Consider the following 16373-nt stretch of genomic DNA (forward strand, 5'->3'; position numbering starts at 1 on the left):
GTTGCTGGGACACCCTCGTATTTTTTAAGCATAGTTCTTGCTCAAACAATAAACTTAGTTTGGTCGATCACAGTCCGCATACCTAGCTGCATCCTTATGGATTAGGAGCTACACTATTGGATCTAGCTGCACCACTATGGATATAGCAACCCCACTAACGGAACTAGTAGCACCACTATGGATATAGCAACCCCACTAACGGAACTAGTAGCACCACTATGGATCTAGCAGTCCCACTATGGATCTAGCTGCCCCACTAACGGAACTAGTAGCACCACTATGGATCTAGTAACCTATATTGGACTCAGCATTATCGGACCCAGCAGCCCTAAAACGCAGCTTTTCCCCACATTTGGTTCGCTATCGGACCCCATCGCAGCTATTGCCATAAAAACCGCCCAATAGGATCCTTTTTCGATGCAATAGCGTCACTGGGGTCCGAAACTGTGCTCCAAAGGGCGAAAATCCGTAAATAACGTCATCTGAGTCCGCAAGCCGCGGATGAGGGATAGGATCTAGCATTATCGGAATTATCATCATCGGAATCAGTATTATCGGACCCAGCAGCCCTAAAACGCAGCTCTTCCCCACATTTGATTCGCTATCGGACCCCATCGCAGCTATTGCCATAAAAACCGCTCAATATGATCCTCTTTTGATGCAATAGCGACACTGGGGTCCGAAACTGTGCTCCAAAGGCGAAAAAAACGTAAATAACGTCATCTGAGTCCGTGAGCCACGGATGAAGATGAGGACTCCCCCAATGTAGATTTTAGATTCATACATAAATAAAGGTATCCTCACAACCCGCTCAAAGTTGTTGGGATACCCTTTTTAATGAAGTTAGCATGTTTAAAAGAAGCTTAAAGCGTTCCAGCATTGACTAGGAAGGTTGTAATAAGCAGCATAAAGAGTAAGATAATAACACCATTGACTATTGTGCCAATAATGCCAAACACCTTGCGACGTTTCCGAATGGAAAGCCCAATGATGCCGATGACTACACCGATTACATTAAGAGCAGCCAGAATAATAACAGTTAATCCTAGAAGCATTATGAATTGCGAGGACTGGCTTAATAGTTCGGAATTCTCATTAACCAATGAAGAAGACTTCATTATAATAGAGATAAAGATGGCTGCATAGCCGATGATCGACACGAGACAGATAATGAACGAAGCAATACCAGGTCCAGAATGTTGAAGATCATGTTCTACTTTTTGATGCGTAGATGATAAATCAGCGCTTGGGTAATCCGGATGAGGGTTGGGATTTCCCACCTCTGCCGCAGGTACGTCTGATTTTGACAGAGAATTTAAGTCCATGGTTTGCACTCCTTGAGAGATTAGAATGAAAATGTTGTTAATATCCACTTTTTCATATTGATGCTAAAAAAGCAACCCCTGAATGAGGCAAAATAAAAAATGACTGCTGGAAATAGGAACTGGCATTACGTTATGATAGAATGAGTCTAAAATTAAGGGGGTGTAATCATTTGCAACGGAAATTTATGGCCTGGGGGGCTGTGCTAGCAATGCTGGCAGTAGGAATTGGTGCTTTCGGTGCCCATCTACTAAAACCAGTGATCAGTGAAGACTATATGAAGGTATATGAGACTGGTGTGCAGTATCACTTGGTACATGCGCTGGGGGTAATTCTCATCGCACTGGCTGTGGGCCAATGGGGCGAAAGTGTCCGATTACGTTGGGCGGGCCGATTGTTAATTGCAGGTACCATTTTGTTCTCTGGCAGTTTGTATGTTCTGAGTATCTCCGGAATTAAGGTGCTAGGAGCGATTACACCTATCGGTGGGGTATGCTTTATAATTGGCTGGTTATGCCTTGCGATAGAGGGATTTTCACGTAAAACGTCGTCTTAGTTGTTAAAAAAAAGAAAGACCAATAAGCACCTGTTCCCCAATGAGGGAGGGTGCTTATTTGCTTGTAACGCATGCGCTTACAGAAACTCGTCGATTTCATTTAGATTAAAGCTGTACACCTGCTTCTCATCCACATGGTAGACACTTATAGAGTTGGCTGCTTCATCAAAGTTTAAAATACGACAGGGCATGGACACTTGTTTCCCGTACCGGTTCGCTCGTAAACGTACCAATTGATTATTCTGAATATACTGACGAATCTTCCCGTATGCATCAGCTGGCGTCTCAATGGCCGTTTGCTGTGCAGGCGTTTCTGCCTGTTTTTTTATCGGTGTATCCAGCTGCTTCTTCGTAGATTTTGGAGGCAGCTTTAATGAAATGGGAGGAGCAGAGTTTTGATTCAAAGCTAGTTTAGCGGAGCGTAGCAAGCTGTCAATGGTTCTCCCTAATTCAAGACCGGAATTAATGTTGAAATCTGTGATATGGTCATTATTGTTCAACATTTCGAGCAGAAATTGCAGTGCAAGCGGGTTGGTACGGGCATTAATCAGGATGTCGACGTTAAATAAATAATTGCCGTCTGTGCGTTGTAGTTTCTCGTCCATAAATCCCCCAGCTTTTCGTTTAGAACATCTCTGAATGGTTACAGGAATGTAATTAACTATAACATTAAACATGCAATATTCATATACCCAGGACTACTGGAATAGGGACTATTATACTGCATTTTATACTAGGCATAGGACTACCGTCAGCACACCCACAGGAAAATTAGCATACATATACAACGTGGATAGTGAAAAAAAGGAGGTGCTGCTATTGGTTACTATGGAGCCTATTACAGTAGGTGAACATACGCTGATCGGGGTAGAGGTTAAGCTTCCCAAAACTACACTGCTCTCTATCAGCACGAACCGAGGTTATATTATGTGCGGTGCACTGGATGTCGGTCTCCTCAATGAAACACTTAGTGATCGGCATATCATCGCAGCTCGTGCGGTGGGTGTACGGACGCTTGCCCAGCTTTTAGCTGCCCCGTTGGAGTCTGTAACGATAGAAGCAGAGAGTCTTGGCATCGTACCAGGTATGACGGGTGCGGAAGCGTTACTTCTTATGGTCTGACCGGAAAATTTAACAATTCCAAACAAACGGGGCTTAGGCCCTTTTTGTTTGTGTGCAAGTATTCACATTTAAGCATAATCGGGTGTGTCTTTGCTAATGCTAGAACAAATAAAGGTGTTATGGAAGGCTTCTCCTTGTTTCGTATTACAGGTAAAAGGGTAAATTAAGAATAGACAAGTTACTACCGGACGAAGGAAATAGTAACCGGTAAATATAATGGATAAGGTAGGGATCATCTCATGGCTAAAGCATCGAATAAAGTAAATACAACTTCACTGGAACAGATCATGAATCGTCAGGTTGCTAACTTAAATGTCCTGTACGTAAAAATTCATAACTTTCATTGGTATGTCAAAGGAGAACAGTTTTTCTCCCTTCATGTGAAATTTGAGGAATTATATAATGAAGTAACCCTTCACATGGATGAAGTAGCAGAACGCTTGCTAACCATCAAAGGCAGTCCGGCAGCAACATTGAAAGAATATTTGGAATTAGCTACCATTCAAGAAGCTACAGGTAAGGAAGATACACGGGGAATGGTTCAGTCTCTGATTGAAGACTTCGCCACCATCTCTGAAGAGCTGACAGAAGGCATCGAGCTTGCCGAAGAAACCAAGGATCAGCCAACCTCAGATATGTTCATTAAAATCCGTAGTGATCTGGAGAAACACCAATGGATGCTACGTTCGTTTCTTAGCTAATCATTAAGCAGTTTGAATAAGGCTTCCTGCGGGAAGTCTTATTTTTGCGTAGTCTTATGTTTAATGAAAATCTTCTCTGAGTCACAAGTGATTAGCTAAAGAGAAATTTGTAAAAAAACAAGGTTTGATATAAAATTAGTGAGAATCATTGATAATCATTGTGATTCAATTTATAATAATTATAATGTGATAGAAAATCTAATTGTGCTGGGAATCAGGATTATCCTGTTTCAATACAACTTTTGATTTCGCAAATCGATCAATGGAGGGAATAATATTATGGCAGCAGAATTTGTCATTGAGGGTCTTAAAGCGACGATTGAGGGAAAAGAAATTTTGAAGGGGATTAACCTTCAAATGAAAGGTGGCGAAATTCACGCCATCATGGGACCAAACGGTACAGGTAAAAGTACTTTGGCTTCGGCGCTAATGGGTCATCCTAAATACGAAGTAACTGATGGAACTGCAACTCTTGATGGTGAAGATCTTCTGGAGATGGCTGTTGATGAACGCGCACGTGCAGGTCTTTTCCTTGCAATGCAATATCCAAGCGAAATCTCTGGAGTAACTAACTCCGACTTCTTGCGTTCTGCCATTAATTCCCGTCGTGAAGAGGGAAGCGAAATCTCGTTGATTCGTTTTATTCGCCAAATGGAAGCAAAGATGAAAGAACTAGATATGAACCCTGAGTTTTTACACCGTTACTTGAACGAAGGCTTCTCCGGTGGTGAGAAGAAACGTAATGAAATTCTACAAATGATGATGCTGGATCCAAAAATCGTGATCTTGGACGAAATTGACTCCGGTCTTGATATTGATGCTTTGAAAATTGTAGCTGAAGGCGTAAACTCCATGCGGAGCGAAGAACGCGGCTTCTTAGTTATTACCCACTATCAACGTCTTTTGAACTACATCAAACCTGATTATGTTCACGTTATGATGCAAGGTAGAATCGTGAAATCCGGTGGTCCAGAGCTTGCACAGCGTCTGGAAGCAGAGGGTTATGAATGGATTAAAGAAGAACTTGGAATTGAAGATGAAACTGTAGGGCAAGAAGCGTAAGAAACGCCAGGAAGGAGGAGACCACTATGACGACACAGACCATTCTTCCGGTGGATGCCGAACGCTTGAGCGAATTATCGCACAGCAGCGGCGAACCGGGTTGGCTGAAAGAAAGCCGCTTGAAGGCACTAGAATTGGCAGCTACTCTGACACTGCCTAAATTAGAGAAGACACGGATTGATCGTTGGAATGTCAATAATTATGGTAGCTATAAAGCAAGTGAACCTTTTGCTTCGCTAAGTGATGCACCTGCATCTATTTCTTCCTTGATCAAGGATCAGGAGGAAGGCAGCCTGATTATTCAACGCAACTCCGGTGCAGTATATACACGTATCGCTCCTGAGCTTGCAGAACAGGGTGTTATTTTTACAGACCTACAGACAGCTGTTAAAGAACACGGAGATTTAGTTCAACGTTACTTGCATAAAGCCATTCAGCCAGACGAACATTCTATCGCAGCGCTTCATGCTGCATTGTGGAATGGTGGAGTATTCCTCTATGTTCCTAAGAATGTTGTTATTGAAACTCCGCTTCAAGCAGTGCTGTTAACGGATGATGCGGAAGCTACTTTTGTTCCACACATTCTGGTCGTAGCTGATACTAACAGTTCCGTAACCTATGTAGATAACTACGTATCGGATAAAGAAGAAGCTGGACTACACAATGGTGCGGTAGAGGTATTCGTGGGCGCTGGCGCTAAAGTTCGTTATGCTACAGTGCATCAGCTTGGTGTAGATACTACAGATGTAACTTATCGCCGGGCGGTTGTTGAGAATGACGGAGTCATCGAATGGATTGTTGGTGAGATGAACTACGGAGATACTGCGAGTGATACCAAGTCTGTGCTTAAAGGCAACGGTTCTAGCTCCGATGCTAAAGTAATTGCAGTAGGTACGGGATCACAGAAACTGAATTACACCACTCAAGCTCAGCATTTTGGCAAAAGCACACCAAGTGACATGATCACTCGTGCAGTTATGCGTGATTCTGCTACTTCTATCATCAACGGAATCACCAAGATTGAGAAAGGTGCTACTAGAGCGGACGGCCAGCAAACGGAAAAAGTATTGATGCTGAGTCCAAAAGCCCGTGGTGACGCCAATCCGATCCTGCTTATTGATGAAGATGATGTTACAGCCGGCCATGCCGCTTCCGTAGGACAGGTCAATCACGAGCAAGTCTTTTACCTAATGTCCCGCGGAATTACACGGCATGATGCAGAGACTCTGATCATCTACGGCTTCTTGGCTCCTGTTGTGTCACAAATTCCACTGGAGGGACTGCGCAATCAGCTCCAATCTCTTGTGGAAAGGAAGTTAGTGCAATGATTAGCAACGCCATCCGGGAGCAATTTCCCATACTGAACCAAAATGTGAACGGACATCCACTGGTCTATCTGGACAGTGCTGCTACTTCACAGAAGCCTCGGAAAGTAATTGAGGCGGTCAAGTCGTATTATGAGTGGGATAACGCCAACGTACACCGTGGCGTCCATACTTTAGGCAGCCGAGCAACCGATGCCTACGAGGGAGCCCGGGAGAAGCTAGCTAAGTTTATAAACGCCCGCAGCACTAAAGAAATTATCTTTACACGCGGAACAACTACAGCCTTAAATCTTGTGGCCTCTTCTTACGGACCCTCTGCTGTGGGTGAAGGCGACGAAATCGTCATCACCTTAATGGAGCATCATAGTAATCTGATTCCATGGCAGCAGCTCGCTAAGAAGACAGGTGCTACATTAAAATATATACCGTTGCAACCTGATGGAACGGTTACGTTGGAAGCTGCCGAGCAGACGATTACGGATAAAACCAAAATCGTTGCTATCGCTTATGTATCCAACGTTATGGGAGTAACTCATCCTATTAAAGAGCTTGCGGCTATTGCTCATCGTCATGGTGCAGTAATTGTCGTAGATGGTGCACAAAGCACACCACATATGAAGGTCGATGTGCAGGATCTGGATTGTGATTTCTATGCACTATCTGGTCATAAAATGCTCGCACCCACCGGAATTGGCGCTTTGTATGGCAAGAGAGCACTTCTCGAAGCCATGGAGCCCGTCGAATTCGGTGGCGAGATGATCGATGATGTGGGTCTTTATGAATCCACATGGAAAGAATTGCCTTGGAAGTTTGAAGGCGGTACTCCGATCATAGCTGGTGCTGTTGGTCTAGGTGCAGCCATTGATTTCTTACAAGAAATCGGTTTGGATGAGATACACCGCCATGAGAAAGCTCTTGCAGCGTATGCAGAGCAACGTCTGTCAGAGATCGAGGGTCTGAACATTTATGGTCCTCGAAATCGTGAAGTCGGCGTTGTCACCTTTAATCTGGGTGACGTTCACCCGCATGATGTCGCTACAGTGCTAGATGCGGAAGGCATTGCCATCCGCGCCGGGCATCACTGCTGTCAGCCGCTGATGCGCTGGCTGGAAGCCAGCTCTACAGCACGTGCAAGCTTTTATCTTTATAATAACGAGCAGGATGTAGATCGACTGGTGGACGCTTTAATCAAGACAAAGGAGTACTTCAGCTATGAACTTGGATGACTTATACAGACGCGTAATTATGGATCATTATAAAAGTCCTCGAAATCGCGGTTCATTTGAAGATGATGCTCTAAAAATTGAACTGAATAACCCAACCTGTGGTGACCGGATTACTCTTCAGCTTAAGGTAGAGGATGGAATCGTAAAGGATGCCCGTTATAATGGTGAAGGCTGTTCGATCAGTATGTCATCGGCTTCGATGATGACTGAGGCGATCAAAGGACAAACGGTTGAACGTGCGCTTGAACTGGCCGATAACTTCTCCTTACTGATGAAGGGTGAAGACGTGGATTTTGGAGATTACGAAGACATTGAAGCCCTGTCGGGTGTGAATAAATTCCCTGCGCGGATCAAATGCGCAACACTGGCTTGGAACGCACTTCGTAAAGGAATTGACGAAGAAGAGCAACATAAATAACAGTAGAACAAGGAGGCTGACACCATGGCTAAGAAAGCGCCTGATATGGAAGAATACCAGTACGGGTTCCGTGATGAGCATAAATCGATATTCCAGTCTGGTAAAGGTTTGACGGCCGAAATTGTTAAAGAAATTTCAGCAATCAAAAATGAACCACAGTGGATGCTTGACTTCCGCTTGAAATCTTTGGAGCAGTTCCGTAAAATGCCAATGCCTACATGGGGCGGCAATATGGATGATTTGGACTTCGAGGATATTCAATACTATGTAAGACCTTCAGAGAAGCAAGGGAAGACTTGGGAAGAAGTTCCTTCCGAAATCAAAGAAACCTTTGATAAGCTGGGAATTCCGGAAGCGGAACAGAAGTTCCTCGCCGGCGTATCGGCACAATATGAATCTGAGGTAGTCTATCACAGCATGCAGAAGAGCCTTGAAGATCAAGGGGTTATTTTTACAGATACCGACACTGCATTGCGTGAGCACCCAGAGCTTCTGAAAAAATATTTCGGGACGATCATCCCTCCAACCGATAATAAGTTTGCCGCACTTAACAGTGCAGTTTGGTCAGGCGGCAGCTTCATCTATGTTCCTAAAGGTGTGAAATGTGAAGTTCCTTTGCAGGCTTACTTCCGTATTAACTCCGAGAACATGGGACAATTCGAACGTACTTTGATCCTTGCTGATGAAGACAGCTTCGTGCACTACGTAGAAGGATGTACTGCTCCAATCTATAGCACGAACTCTCTACACAGTGCGGTTGTTGAAATCTTGTGTATGAAGAACGCCCGCGTTCGTTATACCACAATCCAGAACTGGGCTCCAAACATCTACAACCTCGTTACGAAACGTGCGGTTGCAGAAGAGAATGCTACTATGGAATGGGTCGATGGTAACATCGGTTCCAAGCTGACCATGAAATATCCTGCGGTTGTTCTTAAAGGCCGTGGTGCTAAAGGTTCAGTACTATCCATCGCGGTAGCAGGTAAAGACCAGCATCAGGATGCGGGTGCCAAGATGATCCATTTGGCTCCAGATACAACATCCACCATTGTATCGAAATCCATCAGTAAACATGGCGGTAAAGTAACTTACCGTGGTCTAGCTTCCTTCGGCCGTCAAGCAGAAGGTGCGAAATCGAACATTAAATGTGATACGCTGATTTTGGATAATGAGTCCACTTCGGATACTATTCCTTACAATGAAATCATGAACGATAACATCGTTCTTGAGCATGAAGCAACCGTGTCTAAAGTTTCTGAGGAGCAACTGTTCTACCTGATGAGCCGTGGCCTTACAGAAGCAGAAGCGACTCAAATGATCATCATGGGCTTCATCGAGCCGTTCACAAAAGAACTGCCGATGGAATATGCGGTCGAAATGAACCGTCTGATCAAGTTCGAGATGGAGGGAAGCATAGGATAACCTTTATTTACAAGGGTTTTCTGGTTTAAAAGGTGGTGACCGCCCCCTTTTTGCCCCCTTTGCTTAATTTACGTAGTTTACGTAAAGAGTGAGAGCATCATCTTCAATTTTTTCAGTAATATGCAGATACGTGTCCGCTGTGATCTTGACACTCTTGTGTCCAAGACGAGCGGACACGTATTTTATTGTGGCCCCAGCTTCCAGTAGATGCACAGCGTGGGTATGCCGGAGGGCGTGAGGTGACAATATGGGTAGAGCGACACGTTTACATACAGCCTTAAAATAATCTCTCACAACATTTGTCCTAAGCCATCTACCGTCATGTTGCGAAAAGACTAAATTGTCTTTAGAGGCTTTGTAGTTTTCGTATCGAAGAACTACTTCTTTCTGGTTAATGCGGTGCCGCCTAAGAATTTTAATCGTAGGCTCGTCCAGCTTTATAAGCCGGTTGCTCGATTTAGATTTTGGTGTAGAGATGTACGGGTTAGTATTTAGGGGATAAACGAGAGTTTTACTAATAGATAAGGTTCGCATGTCCAGTTGAATGTCATCCCAAGTTAAAGCTAGTGCCTCGCCGATCCGGATTCCTGTCCGAGCAAGCAATGTAAACAGCGTTTCATATTGTCTCGATTCCTTATATTTTGAATTTTTGACTGGTCGAGCTGAAGTAAGGAACATATCTAATTGCTCCCGACTAAACCAACTCACTTTCTTCTTATCCTCAGTTTCTTTGGGTATTTTAATTTTTTGCAAAGGATTCTCACGGATAATATTAAATTCATGAACGGCATCGCTCATTGCACAATTCATGATACTGTGTATCCGCCGAACAGTCCCTTCGCTATAATGCCCCCGCAATTCGTTTATCCACTCCTGATACTCATTACGAGTGATTTCTTTGATTTTTAAATGACCCCAGCGAGGCAGAATATTCAAGCGTACATTTCGTTCCTGAACCGTGTACGTAATAGGTTTAACATTAGGCTTTTTATACACCTCAAGCCATTTTTCGAAGTATTTGTTCACAAGTTCATTGCCATCAGGCATAAATCCATAATATTCAACTTCCAGTTGCGCAGCAGCAGCAGCTAGCACTGCCTCTGGTTTGGTTTTGAACCCCCCTTTAGATGTTTCGTCCTGAGCACCTGTTTTACGATTTGTGAACTTAATTCGGTACTCCCAAGTTGAACCTCGTTTTCTGTAATAGGCCATCTACACAACCTCCTTACCATGATAACTTTCTAGTCATTATTTGATCGCGAGCGATCTTCATTTCTACATCGTGCATATGAATAACGTAACACCTTTTCTTTAAACCGTGTCTGTACAAGAGTTGGTGGACCTGTAATGTAACAATACCATCGAAACAAATAACGTCACTACTAAAGGTTGACATGCATTCAATTCGCTGCATTTCATCCAAATCAATCTCAGGAAGCCGCTCTCCGATGGGTAATTCAATTTCGCGGCAGTTTATTAATGTCCATTCATCCAGAGTGACTATAAGTTGGGAGGGGCCGTCAGTTGTTCCAGAAGGATCGTAATACACAGCAAACACCACCTCGTCGTTCACGGTAGTATTCACCTCCTTTCGTGGCTGGATTGCATTCGAAATCTCAGCATTCATACCCCCTTCAAATTCCCTCCGTAAAATTTGTTCATACCTCTTTTGCGCTAATTCTAAGTTAACTGAGAAGACAATTGATAATTGCTCTATAGCTTGTCTGCGGTCTGGAGAGAGAATTATTTGATTAATCATGAAGAAAGGCATCAAAGCATAAATTTTAAATTGTTCTGTGTCGTCTTCCTGATATTTAACAAAGGATTTAGGTAGTAAATTTTGGTTGCCTGAATGCCTTAGGAGATGGCCTAACTCGTGAAGAAAGTCTTCTCTTTGTTCTTGTAATGTTTTTTGATCATTCAAAAAAATTAACAGTTTACCTTTTTTAGTTTGATGAGAAGTACTTCGCACCTTTACATAGGTTACAGTGACATTTAATTTTTTGGCGATAGCTGAGACTGCGATATCTCCTGGAAGATGAATACCATTATTTATATAAAGGTGCTTCACAAACTCTTCTAAGTGGGTTTCTTTGTAATATTTAAACATAAGAACCTCCTATCCAGATCGTATGTTCGTATTTATGGGTATGCAGAATCAACAAAATAGCTGATTCTACAGGATTTATTTATCATCAGATTCAGAAGCGCGTTTGATAATTTCCCATATTTGTCTTAGTTCCTTGATTCTCTCTTCTGGGGCATCCAATAGCTCTTTGAAAAATAAGTTGTTCTCGGGATCGTTAATAAATGATTCAAACTCGAATTGCTCCTTATTTTTGTCATCTGATGAGTTTTCGAGTAGAACATCCAAAGACACATCGAAATAATCAGCAATGATTCGTACTGCTTCCATTTTCGGATCAGTTAAATTATTTTCCCATCTAGAAACCATGCTCTTGCTGAAGGAAGTGGAATACCTGCTGTTAATTTCCTTTACGAACTGGTCTAAACTCAATTTTCTATCTGACCTTAGTTTTTTTAAGAGATCACCAAACATTGGAACGCCACTCCTTCTTAATATTACGTACATCTAATATAATACATATTTCGTTCCTATAATGCAACAGTGTGATAAAATATTATTCCTATTTAGGAACAAAAGGTGTTGACAGTGCAGATAAGTTGGTTTAATCTGAGGTTGTTCCTATTAAGGAACGAAAGGAGGGGCAACAATGGCAACAATGTCGCCTAATGCAAATCGCAGAAGACAGCCATACACGAAGATCAAAGTTTTTCTATATCAGAAGAACATCCCTCAGAATGAAGTGGGACAAGTGATCGGGAAAACTGTAAGTGCGATTAATCAAAAACTAAATGGAACGGGTGGTGATTTCTCTTTGGGAGAAGCAAGGATCCTTTGTGAGCACTTTGGTATACCGAAGGAATTTTTTTTTGAGGTGAGTGTTCCTTTAAAGGAACTCGCTAGTTCGGAGGTGACAAGTGAATAACATTCTTTCAGTAAACGTGAATAAAACAGAAGTCATGAAAATGTGTCGTGAACAGATTGAGTTGCTTGTTAAAGAAGTTGACTCGGAATATGTTTTTTGGGACACATCAGAACTTAAGCGTCGTACTTGTCTTTCTTGGAATACAATACAATCTCTTTTCTTCTTCGACCCTCGGTTCCCAAAAAGAAAGATTGGGGGGAAGTGGTTTTTTCCCGCAAGAGAAACACGGCGTTTTTTGGAAGAATGGCTTGAGGAACAACCGAGATGATCTATCAGCCATCATAGGGTTTTATACCTGAAAGGAGATACCCCAATGAGCAATAAGAAAAGCAGGTACCCAGATCTGGCAACTATATTTCAAAACTGTTTGAATCGTGGTTGTACGACAGAGCAAATACAAGACTTCACAGACCGCACTCGTCGTAACTGGTTAGATAATCCAAGTATGTTAGCACTCATAGATGACTTAGAAGTAAGGTATATAACTTCTCTAGGTGAAGGTAAGGAGGTTTAGTTACGTGACAGTAATCATATGCAGCACAGTCAGATGCCCTTACCCCACTTGTGGTCATACAGGTGAAGTAATCACAGTTAATCATTGCCGCACGGCTCATAACATGGAGCGCAAAGAGTTGTTTGGAAAATACGGAAAGCCACAAAGTATCGGATACAATCCTCAAGCCGCAAACAAGAATCTAGAAGGACACACGCCAATTCAGCGATTAAATATCGGATACCCTAGCGACTCCATCAACGCAAAAGATAGGAGATCAGCTAGGAGTAAAGGGAGGTAGCGATTTATGCATAAACAAATTGTTAAGGAGCCAGTTACAATTGACAGCCGTGAAGTAGCAGACATGATGGGTAAACGTCATGACCATCTTTTATCAGACATTCGGAGATATGCAGAGATTTTGGACTCCCAAGATCTCGGGAGTCATCAATTCTTCATTCCAAGCCATTATCTCAATGCACAGAACAAAGAACAGCCTAATTACCTCTTGACTCGTAAAGGTTGCGATATGGTAGCCAATAAAATGACAGGAGAAAAGGGTGTGCTCTTCACAGCTGCTTATGTGACTAAATTCGAAGCTATGGAAGAAAAGATCAAGAATCCATTCGCTGGGGCTAGTAAAGAATTACAAGCAATTCTGATGCTGGATATTCGAACTAAAGAAATGGAAGATCGGGTAGAGCATTTAGAAAACCGCACAACGATTGATTACGGGCAGCAACGAACACTAAAAAAGGCAGGGAACAAGCGAGTTTTAGAAATCGTGGGTGGAAAGAAATCAGCAGCCTATAAGGATAGCAGCCTTCGGACGCAAGTATATTCAGCGCTGTGGAATGAATTCACTGAGTTCTTTGAGATCAATTCATATAACAACACATTCATTAAAGATTTCGATCGTGCGCTTCACTACGTTCCACATTGGAATCCACCCAACAACCTAATGAGACAGATTGAACAAGCAAATGGTCAAATGTTGTTTTGAACTCATCAAGAATAGGAGGGATCTTATGGACAAGCATACAGTTGTTGCGGATCTTCGCGAAGAGGTTGCATTTTGGAAGACAGTTGAAGATGATGCGTTGTTACGAGGTGGCGAGATTGATTTCAGTATCTATTTATTTGCTGCTAGAATTCGGCGCGGATGTCAGGATCAGCTACTGAAAGTCTGGGATGAAATCGCCTTAGACAAGTTCCGAAATGGCCGATTAAATGAAAAACAGCCCACCGGGGTAGGAGCCGGAAGGCTAGACACGTGCACAACAAATTCAATTACGGTCAGTTTATCAGGATTTGGAGGAAAAAGCAATGCAAGCTAAAGATTGGAATTTACCTATGGTAGATGTAACTGGGCGGATATATGAGGTTACAATCCAATCTACAAGTTTATTTAATGCAGTTTTATCTATGCATAAACGCCAACCCTATGCCGATCCCATCCTTGATGGGATGGATTTCACGGCTCAAGAACGTGCAGCAATAGATCACTCTAAATATGTAAAGGACATGTGTGAAGAGTCGCTAGACCTTGTTTTAAAAACGATGAATTATCCGGAATGGATGAGAACTCCAGAACAAAGGAGAAGAGACTTTTTAGAGCGTCAGATACAGCGTGAGAAAGTAACTTCAGGCTGGACCAACGGTAATTTTAGCTGTCTAGCCTGCGAGAAAATTATTCCTGAAGGCCAGGTACATCTATCAGCCCATGGCGGTCATATCTGTAATTATCATTGCTTCGGCAACAAATTAATAAGAGATCGAGTGAAATCAGATGGACATTGATATTAAGCAGTATATCAAGGACATCAGAAAATTGCGTGCTCAGGCTGACGCATACGATGACAATGCTCCTGGAGCAATCATGGAAAAAATACGCCTGCTTACAGCTGCTCACATGCTTATTGGACGAGTGTCGGCTGTTAGAGACGGTGAGCATGCTCGTATCTATGCAGCCCGTAAAATAGCTTATGCCAAAGCTAGGAAGGAAGCAAAGCGCGGAGAGAAAGAGATAGCCGGCGATCTTGCTATTGAGGACTTGCGAATGGTTGAGGCTACAGCTCTTGAAGAAAAGATGATGTGGAAGAATGAGTTTTCTTCTCTCCGTGAGTACATTTATGAACTCAGATTAAGAGTACGGGTTGATATGAACACATTAGGAGGTGGGGATTAATGAAAGACGAATCTGCCATGAAGGTTTTAGAAGCAACGGCTATTAGGAGACGGTTGAGAACACTATACGCCGAACATAAAAAAGGTTCGAAGCTTACTCAGAAACGAAAAAATAAAATAGAAAAAGAAATTTTTGAGTTGCAACAAAAAATGAAATCTCTTAATAAAACCTACCAGCCTAAACTTAAGCTTCTTAATCCTAAAACTCTGCACAAACAAAGATCACTTGGAAATTGTATTAACCCTAAGTGTCGGAAAAAGATACCAATCGGACAAGCAGTTGTTAAATACGGTCATAAGGGGTTGTGCTGCGATTATAAGTGTCTGATTGGTGCGATGAATGGAAGCTAAGGAAAGGGGTCTGACATCATGGCAAGGCCATTAAAAGAAGGCCTAGACTATTTCCCATTGGATATTGATTTTGATCAGGATGATAAATTAGTTGTCCCAATAGCTAAATATGGAATGCAGGGACTCGGAGTTATCGTAAAAATTATGATGAATATTTATCGCAATGGATATTTTTATCCCTGGGAGGAGCGTGAACACTATGCCCTTTCCAGTAAGGTTAATGCTGACATTAACACTGTAAAAGAGATCGTAAATGAATGCATAAACTGGGGATTCTTCAATGAAAATGTATACAAAAATTACAAGGTGTTGACATCAAGAGGGTTCCAGAAAAGATATATTGAGGCAGCGAAAAGACGTAAAGAAGTAACTTTATTTGAAGGTCATTTACTCATTGATCCGTTAGAAGAAAGTAAGAAAGTATCACACTCAATCGTGATCGTCAGTGCTGAAAGTACACCAGTTAATGTTTACATTAATCCCGACAAACAAGGGAAAATGTCAGCAGAAAGTACACAAAGTAAAGTAAAGGAAAGTAAAGGAGAGGAAAGTAAAGAAAAAGAAAGTGAAATAAAACCAATAGAGATAGAGGTGCCTCTGCCAGTTAATCCGTTCCGGATGTTTGAAGCTGAAGGGTTTGGCACAATCAGTTCTGTGATATCTGATCAGCTTAATGACTTTATAAATGACTATGGCGAAAGATGGCTATGCGAGGCTATGCGTACTTCGATAATTGCTGGCAAGCGAAATCTTAGTTATGTTCGTGCCATTCTAAAACGATGGAAATCCGAAGGCATAGACGAGCCATGGACAAAGGAGAAAGAACTACGAAGCAATCCTTCTAGTAATAGTTATAGGAATGGGCGGGGTGGGCAAAGTGGGAAACCACAAATTGAAATTACTAAGAACCCCATTGCTCCTCCTACACAAGAAGAAATCGAACTTCATGAGAAGTCCATGGCTGAGCTTCTTGATAAAAGAAAACGAGCTGAGGAGGAGAAAAGACGTTGAAATTTCTAAACTGGAAGACTGACACTGAGCTTCTGCAGATAATCAACAATGACTCTCTAGATTATGACATACGGATTCACGCCACCATGGAGCTTATAGCCAGAGAAAAAATAAAAAAACTCATAATGGTGCTCGTCGATCGTAGACGTTCAGAGGTGTGGTGAC

At 42.4% G+C, this 16373-nt stretch carries 23 protein-coding genes; 18 read left to right on the forward strand and 5 right to left on the reverse strand.

Annotation, left to right across the window (positions count from 1 at the left end; translation table 11 throughout):
* Window positions 1–863 precede the first annotated feature (863 nt).
* Window positions 864–1325, reverse strand: coding sequence for a hypothetical protein (locus tag MHI51_RS08805; protein WP_076124771.1), 462 nt, complete (start codon window positions 1323–1325; stop codon window positions 864–866).
* A gap of 170 nt (window positions 1326–1495) precedes the next feature.
* Here MHI51_RS08805 and MHI51_RS08810 point away from each other — a divergent pair, with 170 nt between their 5' ends.
* Window positions 1496–1879, forward strand: a complete 384-nt coding sequence (locus tag MHI51_RS08810; RefSeq protein ID WP_076124773.1) for a DUF423 domain-containing protein — start codon at window positions 1496–1498, stop codon at window positions 1877–1879.
* Window positions 1880–1956: 77 nt separating this feature from the next.
* Here the strand turns inward: MHI51_RS08810 and MHI51_RS08815 are convergent, their stop codons facing one another.
* Complete coding sequence (locus MHI51_RS08815) at window positions 1957–2484, reverse strand: hypothetical protein (protein ID WP_036684355.1); 528 nt, start codon at window positions 2482–2484, stop codon at window positions 1957–1959.
* 214 nt (window positions 2485–2698) lie between these two features.
* Here MHI51_RS08815 and MHI51_RS08820 point away from each other — a divergent pair, with 214 nt between their 5' ends.
* From MHI51_RS08820 to sufB, 7 genes are all read left to right on the forward strand, one after another.
* A complete protein-coding gene (locus tag MHI51_RS08820) occupies window positions 2699–3001 on the forward strand; it encodes a YunC family protein (protein ID WP_036684352.1) in 303 nt (100 codons plus the stop codon).
* Between the two features lie 239 nt (window positions 3002–3240).
* Entirely contained in the window at window positions 3241–3702 is a 462-nt protein-coding gene (locus MHI51_RS08825) for a Dps family protein (RefSeq protein WP_036684350.1), read from the forward strand.
* 279 nt (window positions 3703–3981) lie between these two features.
* On the forward strand, window positions 3982–4764 hold the full coding sequence (gene sufC / locus MHI51_RS08830; RefSeq protein WP_036684347.1) for a Fe-S cluster assembly ATPase SufC: 783 nt from the start codon (window positions 3982–3984) through the stop codon (window positions 4762–4764).
* Between the two features lie 26 nt (window positions 4765–4790).
* Entirely contained in the window at window positions 4791–6092 is a 1302-nt protein-coding gene (gene sufD, locus MHI51_RS08835) for a Fe-S cluster assembly protein SufD (RefSeq protein WP_036684344.1), read from the forward strand.
* On the forward strand, window positions 6089–7315 hold the full coding sequence (locus MHI51_RS08840) for a cysteine desulfurase (protein ID WP_076219340.1): 1227 nt from the start codon (window positions 6089–6091) through the stop codon (window positions 7313–7315). Before sufD ends, MHI51_RS08840 begins: the two co-directional genes overlap by 4 nt.
* A complete protein-coding gene (gene sufU / locus MHI51_RS08845) occupies window positions 7302–7733 on the forward strand; it encodes a Fe-S cluster assembly sulfur transfer protein SufU (RefSeq protein ID WP_036684339.1) in 432 nt (143 codons plus the stop codon). Before MHI51_RS08840 ends, sufU begins: the two co-directional genes overlap by 14 nt.
* Window positions 7734–7757: 24 nt before the next feature.
* A complete protein-coding gene (gene sufB / locus MHI51_RS08850; protein WP_036684335.1) occupies window positions 7758–9155 on the forward strand; it encodes a Fe-S cluster assembly protein SufB in 1398 nt (465 codons plus the stop codon).
* A 63-nt stretch (window positions 9156–9218) separates the two neighbouring features.
* Here sufB and MHI51_RS08855 read toward each other — a convergent pair whose 3' ends face one another.
* From MHI51_RS08855 to MHI51_RS08865, 3 genes are all read right to left on the reverse strand, one after another.
* Window positions 9219–10367, reverse strand: a complete 1149-nt coding sequence (locus MHI51_RS08855) for a site-specific integrase (protein WP_076104490.1) — start codon at window positions 10365–10367, stop codon at window positions 9219–9221.
* A 13-nt stretch (window positions 10368–10380) separates the two neighbouring features.
* Window positions 10381–11265 carry an ImmA/IrrE family metallo-endopeptidase gene (locus MHI51_RS08860; RefSeq protein WP_405173774.1) on the reverse strand — a complete coding sequence of 295 codons (885 nt, stop codon included), beginning with the start codon at window positions 11263–11265 and terminating at the stop codon, window positions 10381–10383.
* 75 nt (window positions 11266–11340) lie between these two features.
* Window positions 11341–11715, reverse strand: coding sequence for a helix-turn-helix transcriptional regulator (locus tag MHI51_RS08865; protein WP_081391804.1), 375 nt, complete (start codon window positions 11713–11715; stop codon window positions 11341–11343).
* Between the two features lie 175 nt (window positions 11716–11890).
* Here MHI51_RS08865 and MHI51_RS08870 point away from each other — a divergent pair, with 175 nt between their 5' ends.
* From MHI51_RS08870 to MHI51_RS08915, 10 genes are all read left to right on the forward strand, one after another.
* Window positions 11891–12166: a helix-turn-helix transcriptional regulator gene (locus tag MHI51_RS08870; protein WP_218641820.1), complete on the forward strand. Its 276-nt coding sequence runs from the start codon at window positions 11891–11893 to the stop codon at window positions 12164–12166.
* A gap of 1 nt (window position 12167) precedes the next feature.
* The gene (locus MHI51_RS08875; protein ID WP_036684541.1) at window positions 12168–12434 is read left to right on the forward strand and encodes a group-specific protein; all 267 of its coding nucleotides are present in this window, start codon (window positions 12168–12170) and stop codon (window positions 12432–12434) included.
* Window positions 12435–12479: 45 nt separating this feature from the next.
* A complete protein-coding gene (locus tag MHI51_RS08880; RefSeq protein WP_076303884.1) occupies window positions 12480–12680 on the forward strand; it encodes a hypothetical protein in 201 nt (66 codons plus the stop codon).
* Window positions 12681–12966: 286 nt separating this feature from the next.
* Window positions 12967–13662, forward strand: a complete 696-nt coding sequence (locus MHI51_RS08885) for an ORF6C domain-containing protein (RefSeq protein WP_405173775.1) — start codon at window positions 12967–12969, stop codon at window positions 13660–13662.
* Window positions 13663–13687: 25 nt separating this feature from the next.
* Window positions 13688–13996 carry a hypothetical protein gene (locus tag MHI51_RS08890; protein ID WP_339246794.1) on the forward strand — a complete coding sequence of 103 codons (309 nt, stop codon included), beginning with the start codon at window positions 13688–13690 and terminating at the stop codon, window positions 13994–13996.
* A complete protein-coding gene (locus MHI51_RS08895) occupies window positions 13986–14459 on the forward strand; it encodes a hypothetical protein (protein ID WP_405173776.1) in 474 nt (157 codons plus the stop codon). The genes MHI51_RS08890 and MHI51_RS08895 overlap by 11 nt, the downstream gene beginning before the upstream one ends.
* On the forward strand, window positions 14449–14847 hold the full coding sequence (locus MHI51_RS08900; RefSeq protein ID WP_036684313.1) for a hypothetical protein: 399 nt from the start codon (window positions 14449–14451) through the stop codon (window positions 14845–14847). The genes MHI51_RS08895 and MHI51_RS08900 overlap by 11 nt, the downstream gene beginning before the upstream one ends.
* Entirely contained in the window at window positions 14847–15197 is a 351-nt protein-coding gene (locus MHI51_RS08905; protein ID WP_076144253.1) for a hypothetical protein, read from the forward strand. Before MHI51_RS08900 ends, MHI51_RS08905 begins: the two co-directional genes overlap by 1 nt.
* Before the next feature lie 18 nt (window positions 15198–15215).
* Window positions 15216–16208 carry a Lin1244/Lin1753 domain-containing protein gene (locus MHI51_RS08910; protein WP_076179637.1) on the forward strand — a complete coding sequence of 331 codons (993 nt, stop codon included), beginning with the start codon at window positions 15216–15218 and terminating at the stop codon, window positions 16206–16208.
* Window positions 16205–16372, forward strand: coding sequence for a hypothetical protein (locus MHI51_RS08915; RefSeq protein WP_155986576.1), 168 nt, complete (start codon window positions 16205–16207; stop codon window positions 16370–16372). The genes MHI51_RS08910 and MHI51_RS08915 overlap by 4 nt, the downstream gene beginning before the upstream one ends.
* The last annotated feature ends 1 nt before the right edge of the window (window position 16373 follow it).

The sequence above is a fragment of the Paenibacillus sp. FSL H8-0260 genome (assembly GCF_045040625.1).
GTDB lineage: Bacteria > Bacillota > Bacilli > Paenibacillales > Paenibacillaceae > Paenibacillus_AQ > Paenibacillus_AQ odorifer.

Bases quoted from the DNA above. Each gene is read 5' to 3' on its own strand.
- MHI51_RS08805 (WP_076124771.1), bottom strand. From the start codon at position 1,325: ATGGACTTAAATTCTCTGTCAAAATCAGACGTACCTGCGGCAGAGGTG.
- MHI51_RS08815 (WP_036684355.1), bottom strand. From the start codon at position 2,484: ATGGACGAGAAACTACAACGCACAGACGGCAATTATTTATTTAACGTC.
- MHI51_RS08825 (WP_036684350.1), top strand. From the start codon at position 3,241: ATGGCTAAAGCATCGAATAAAGTAAATACAACTTCACTGGAACAGATC.
- sufC (WP_036684347.1), top strand. From the start codon at position 3,982: ATGGCAGCAGAATTTGTCATTGAGGGTCTTAAAGCGACGATTGAGGGA.
- sufD (WP_036684344.1), top strand. From the start codon at position 4,791: ATGACGACACAGACCATTCTTCCGGTGGATGCCGAACGCTTGAGCGAA.
- MHI51_RS08840 (WP_076219340.1), top strand. From the start codon at position 6,089: ATGATTAGCAACGCCATCCGGGAGCAATTTCCCATACTGAACCAAAAT.
- sufU (WP_036684339.1), top strand. From the start codon at position 7,302: ATGAACTTGGATGACTTATACAGACGCGTAATTATGGATCATTATAAA.
- sufB (WP_036684335.1), top strand. From the start codon at position 7,758: ATGGCTAAGAAAGCGCCTGATATGGAAGAATACCAGTACGGGTTCCGT.
- MHI51_RS08855 (WP_076104490.1), bottom strand. From the start codon at position 10,367: ATGGCCTATTACAGAAAACGAGGTTCAACTTGGGAGTACCGAATTAAG.
- MHI51_RS08860 (WP_405173774.1), bottom strand. From the start codon at position 11,265: ATGTTTAAATATTACAAAGAAACCCACTTAGAAGAGTTTGTGAAGCAC.
- MHI51_RS08865 (WP_081391804.1), bottom strand. From the start codon at position 11,715: ATGTTTGGTGATCTCTTAAAAAAACTAAGGTCAGATAGAAAATTGAGT.
- MHI51_RS08870 (WP_218641820.1), top strand. From the start codon at position 11,891: ATGGCAACAATGTCGCCTAATGCAAATCGCAGAAGACAGCCATACACG.
- MHI51_RS08880 (WP_076303884.1), top strand. From the start codon at position 12,480: ATGAGCAATAAGAAAAGCAGGTACCCAGATCTGGCAACTATATTTCAA.
- MHI51_RS08885 (WP_405173775.1), top strand. From the start codon at position 12,967: ATGCATAAACAAATTGTTAAGGAGCCAGTTACAATTGACAGCCGTGAA.
- MHI51_RS08890 (WP_339246794.1), top strand. From the start codon at position 13,688: ATGGACAAGCATACAGTTGTTGCGGATCTTCGCGAAGAGGTTGCATTT.
- MHI51_RS08895 (WP_405173776.1), top strand. From the start codon at position 13,986: ATGCAAGCTAAAGATTGGAATTTACCTATGGTAGATGTAACTGGGCGG.
- MHI51_RS08900 (WP_036684313.1), top strand. From the start codon at position 14,449: ATGGACATTGATATTAAGCAGTATATCAAGGACATCAGAAAATTGCGT.
- MHI51_RS08905 (WP_076144253.1), top strand. From the start codon at position 14,847: ATGAAAGACGAATCTGCCATGAAGGTTTTAGAAGCAACGGCTATTAGG.
- MHI51_RS08910 (WP_076179637.1), top strand. From the start codon at position 15,216: ATGGCAAGGCCATTAAAAGAAGGCCTAGACTATTTCCCATTGGATATT.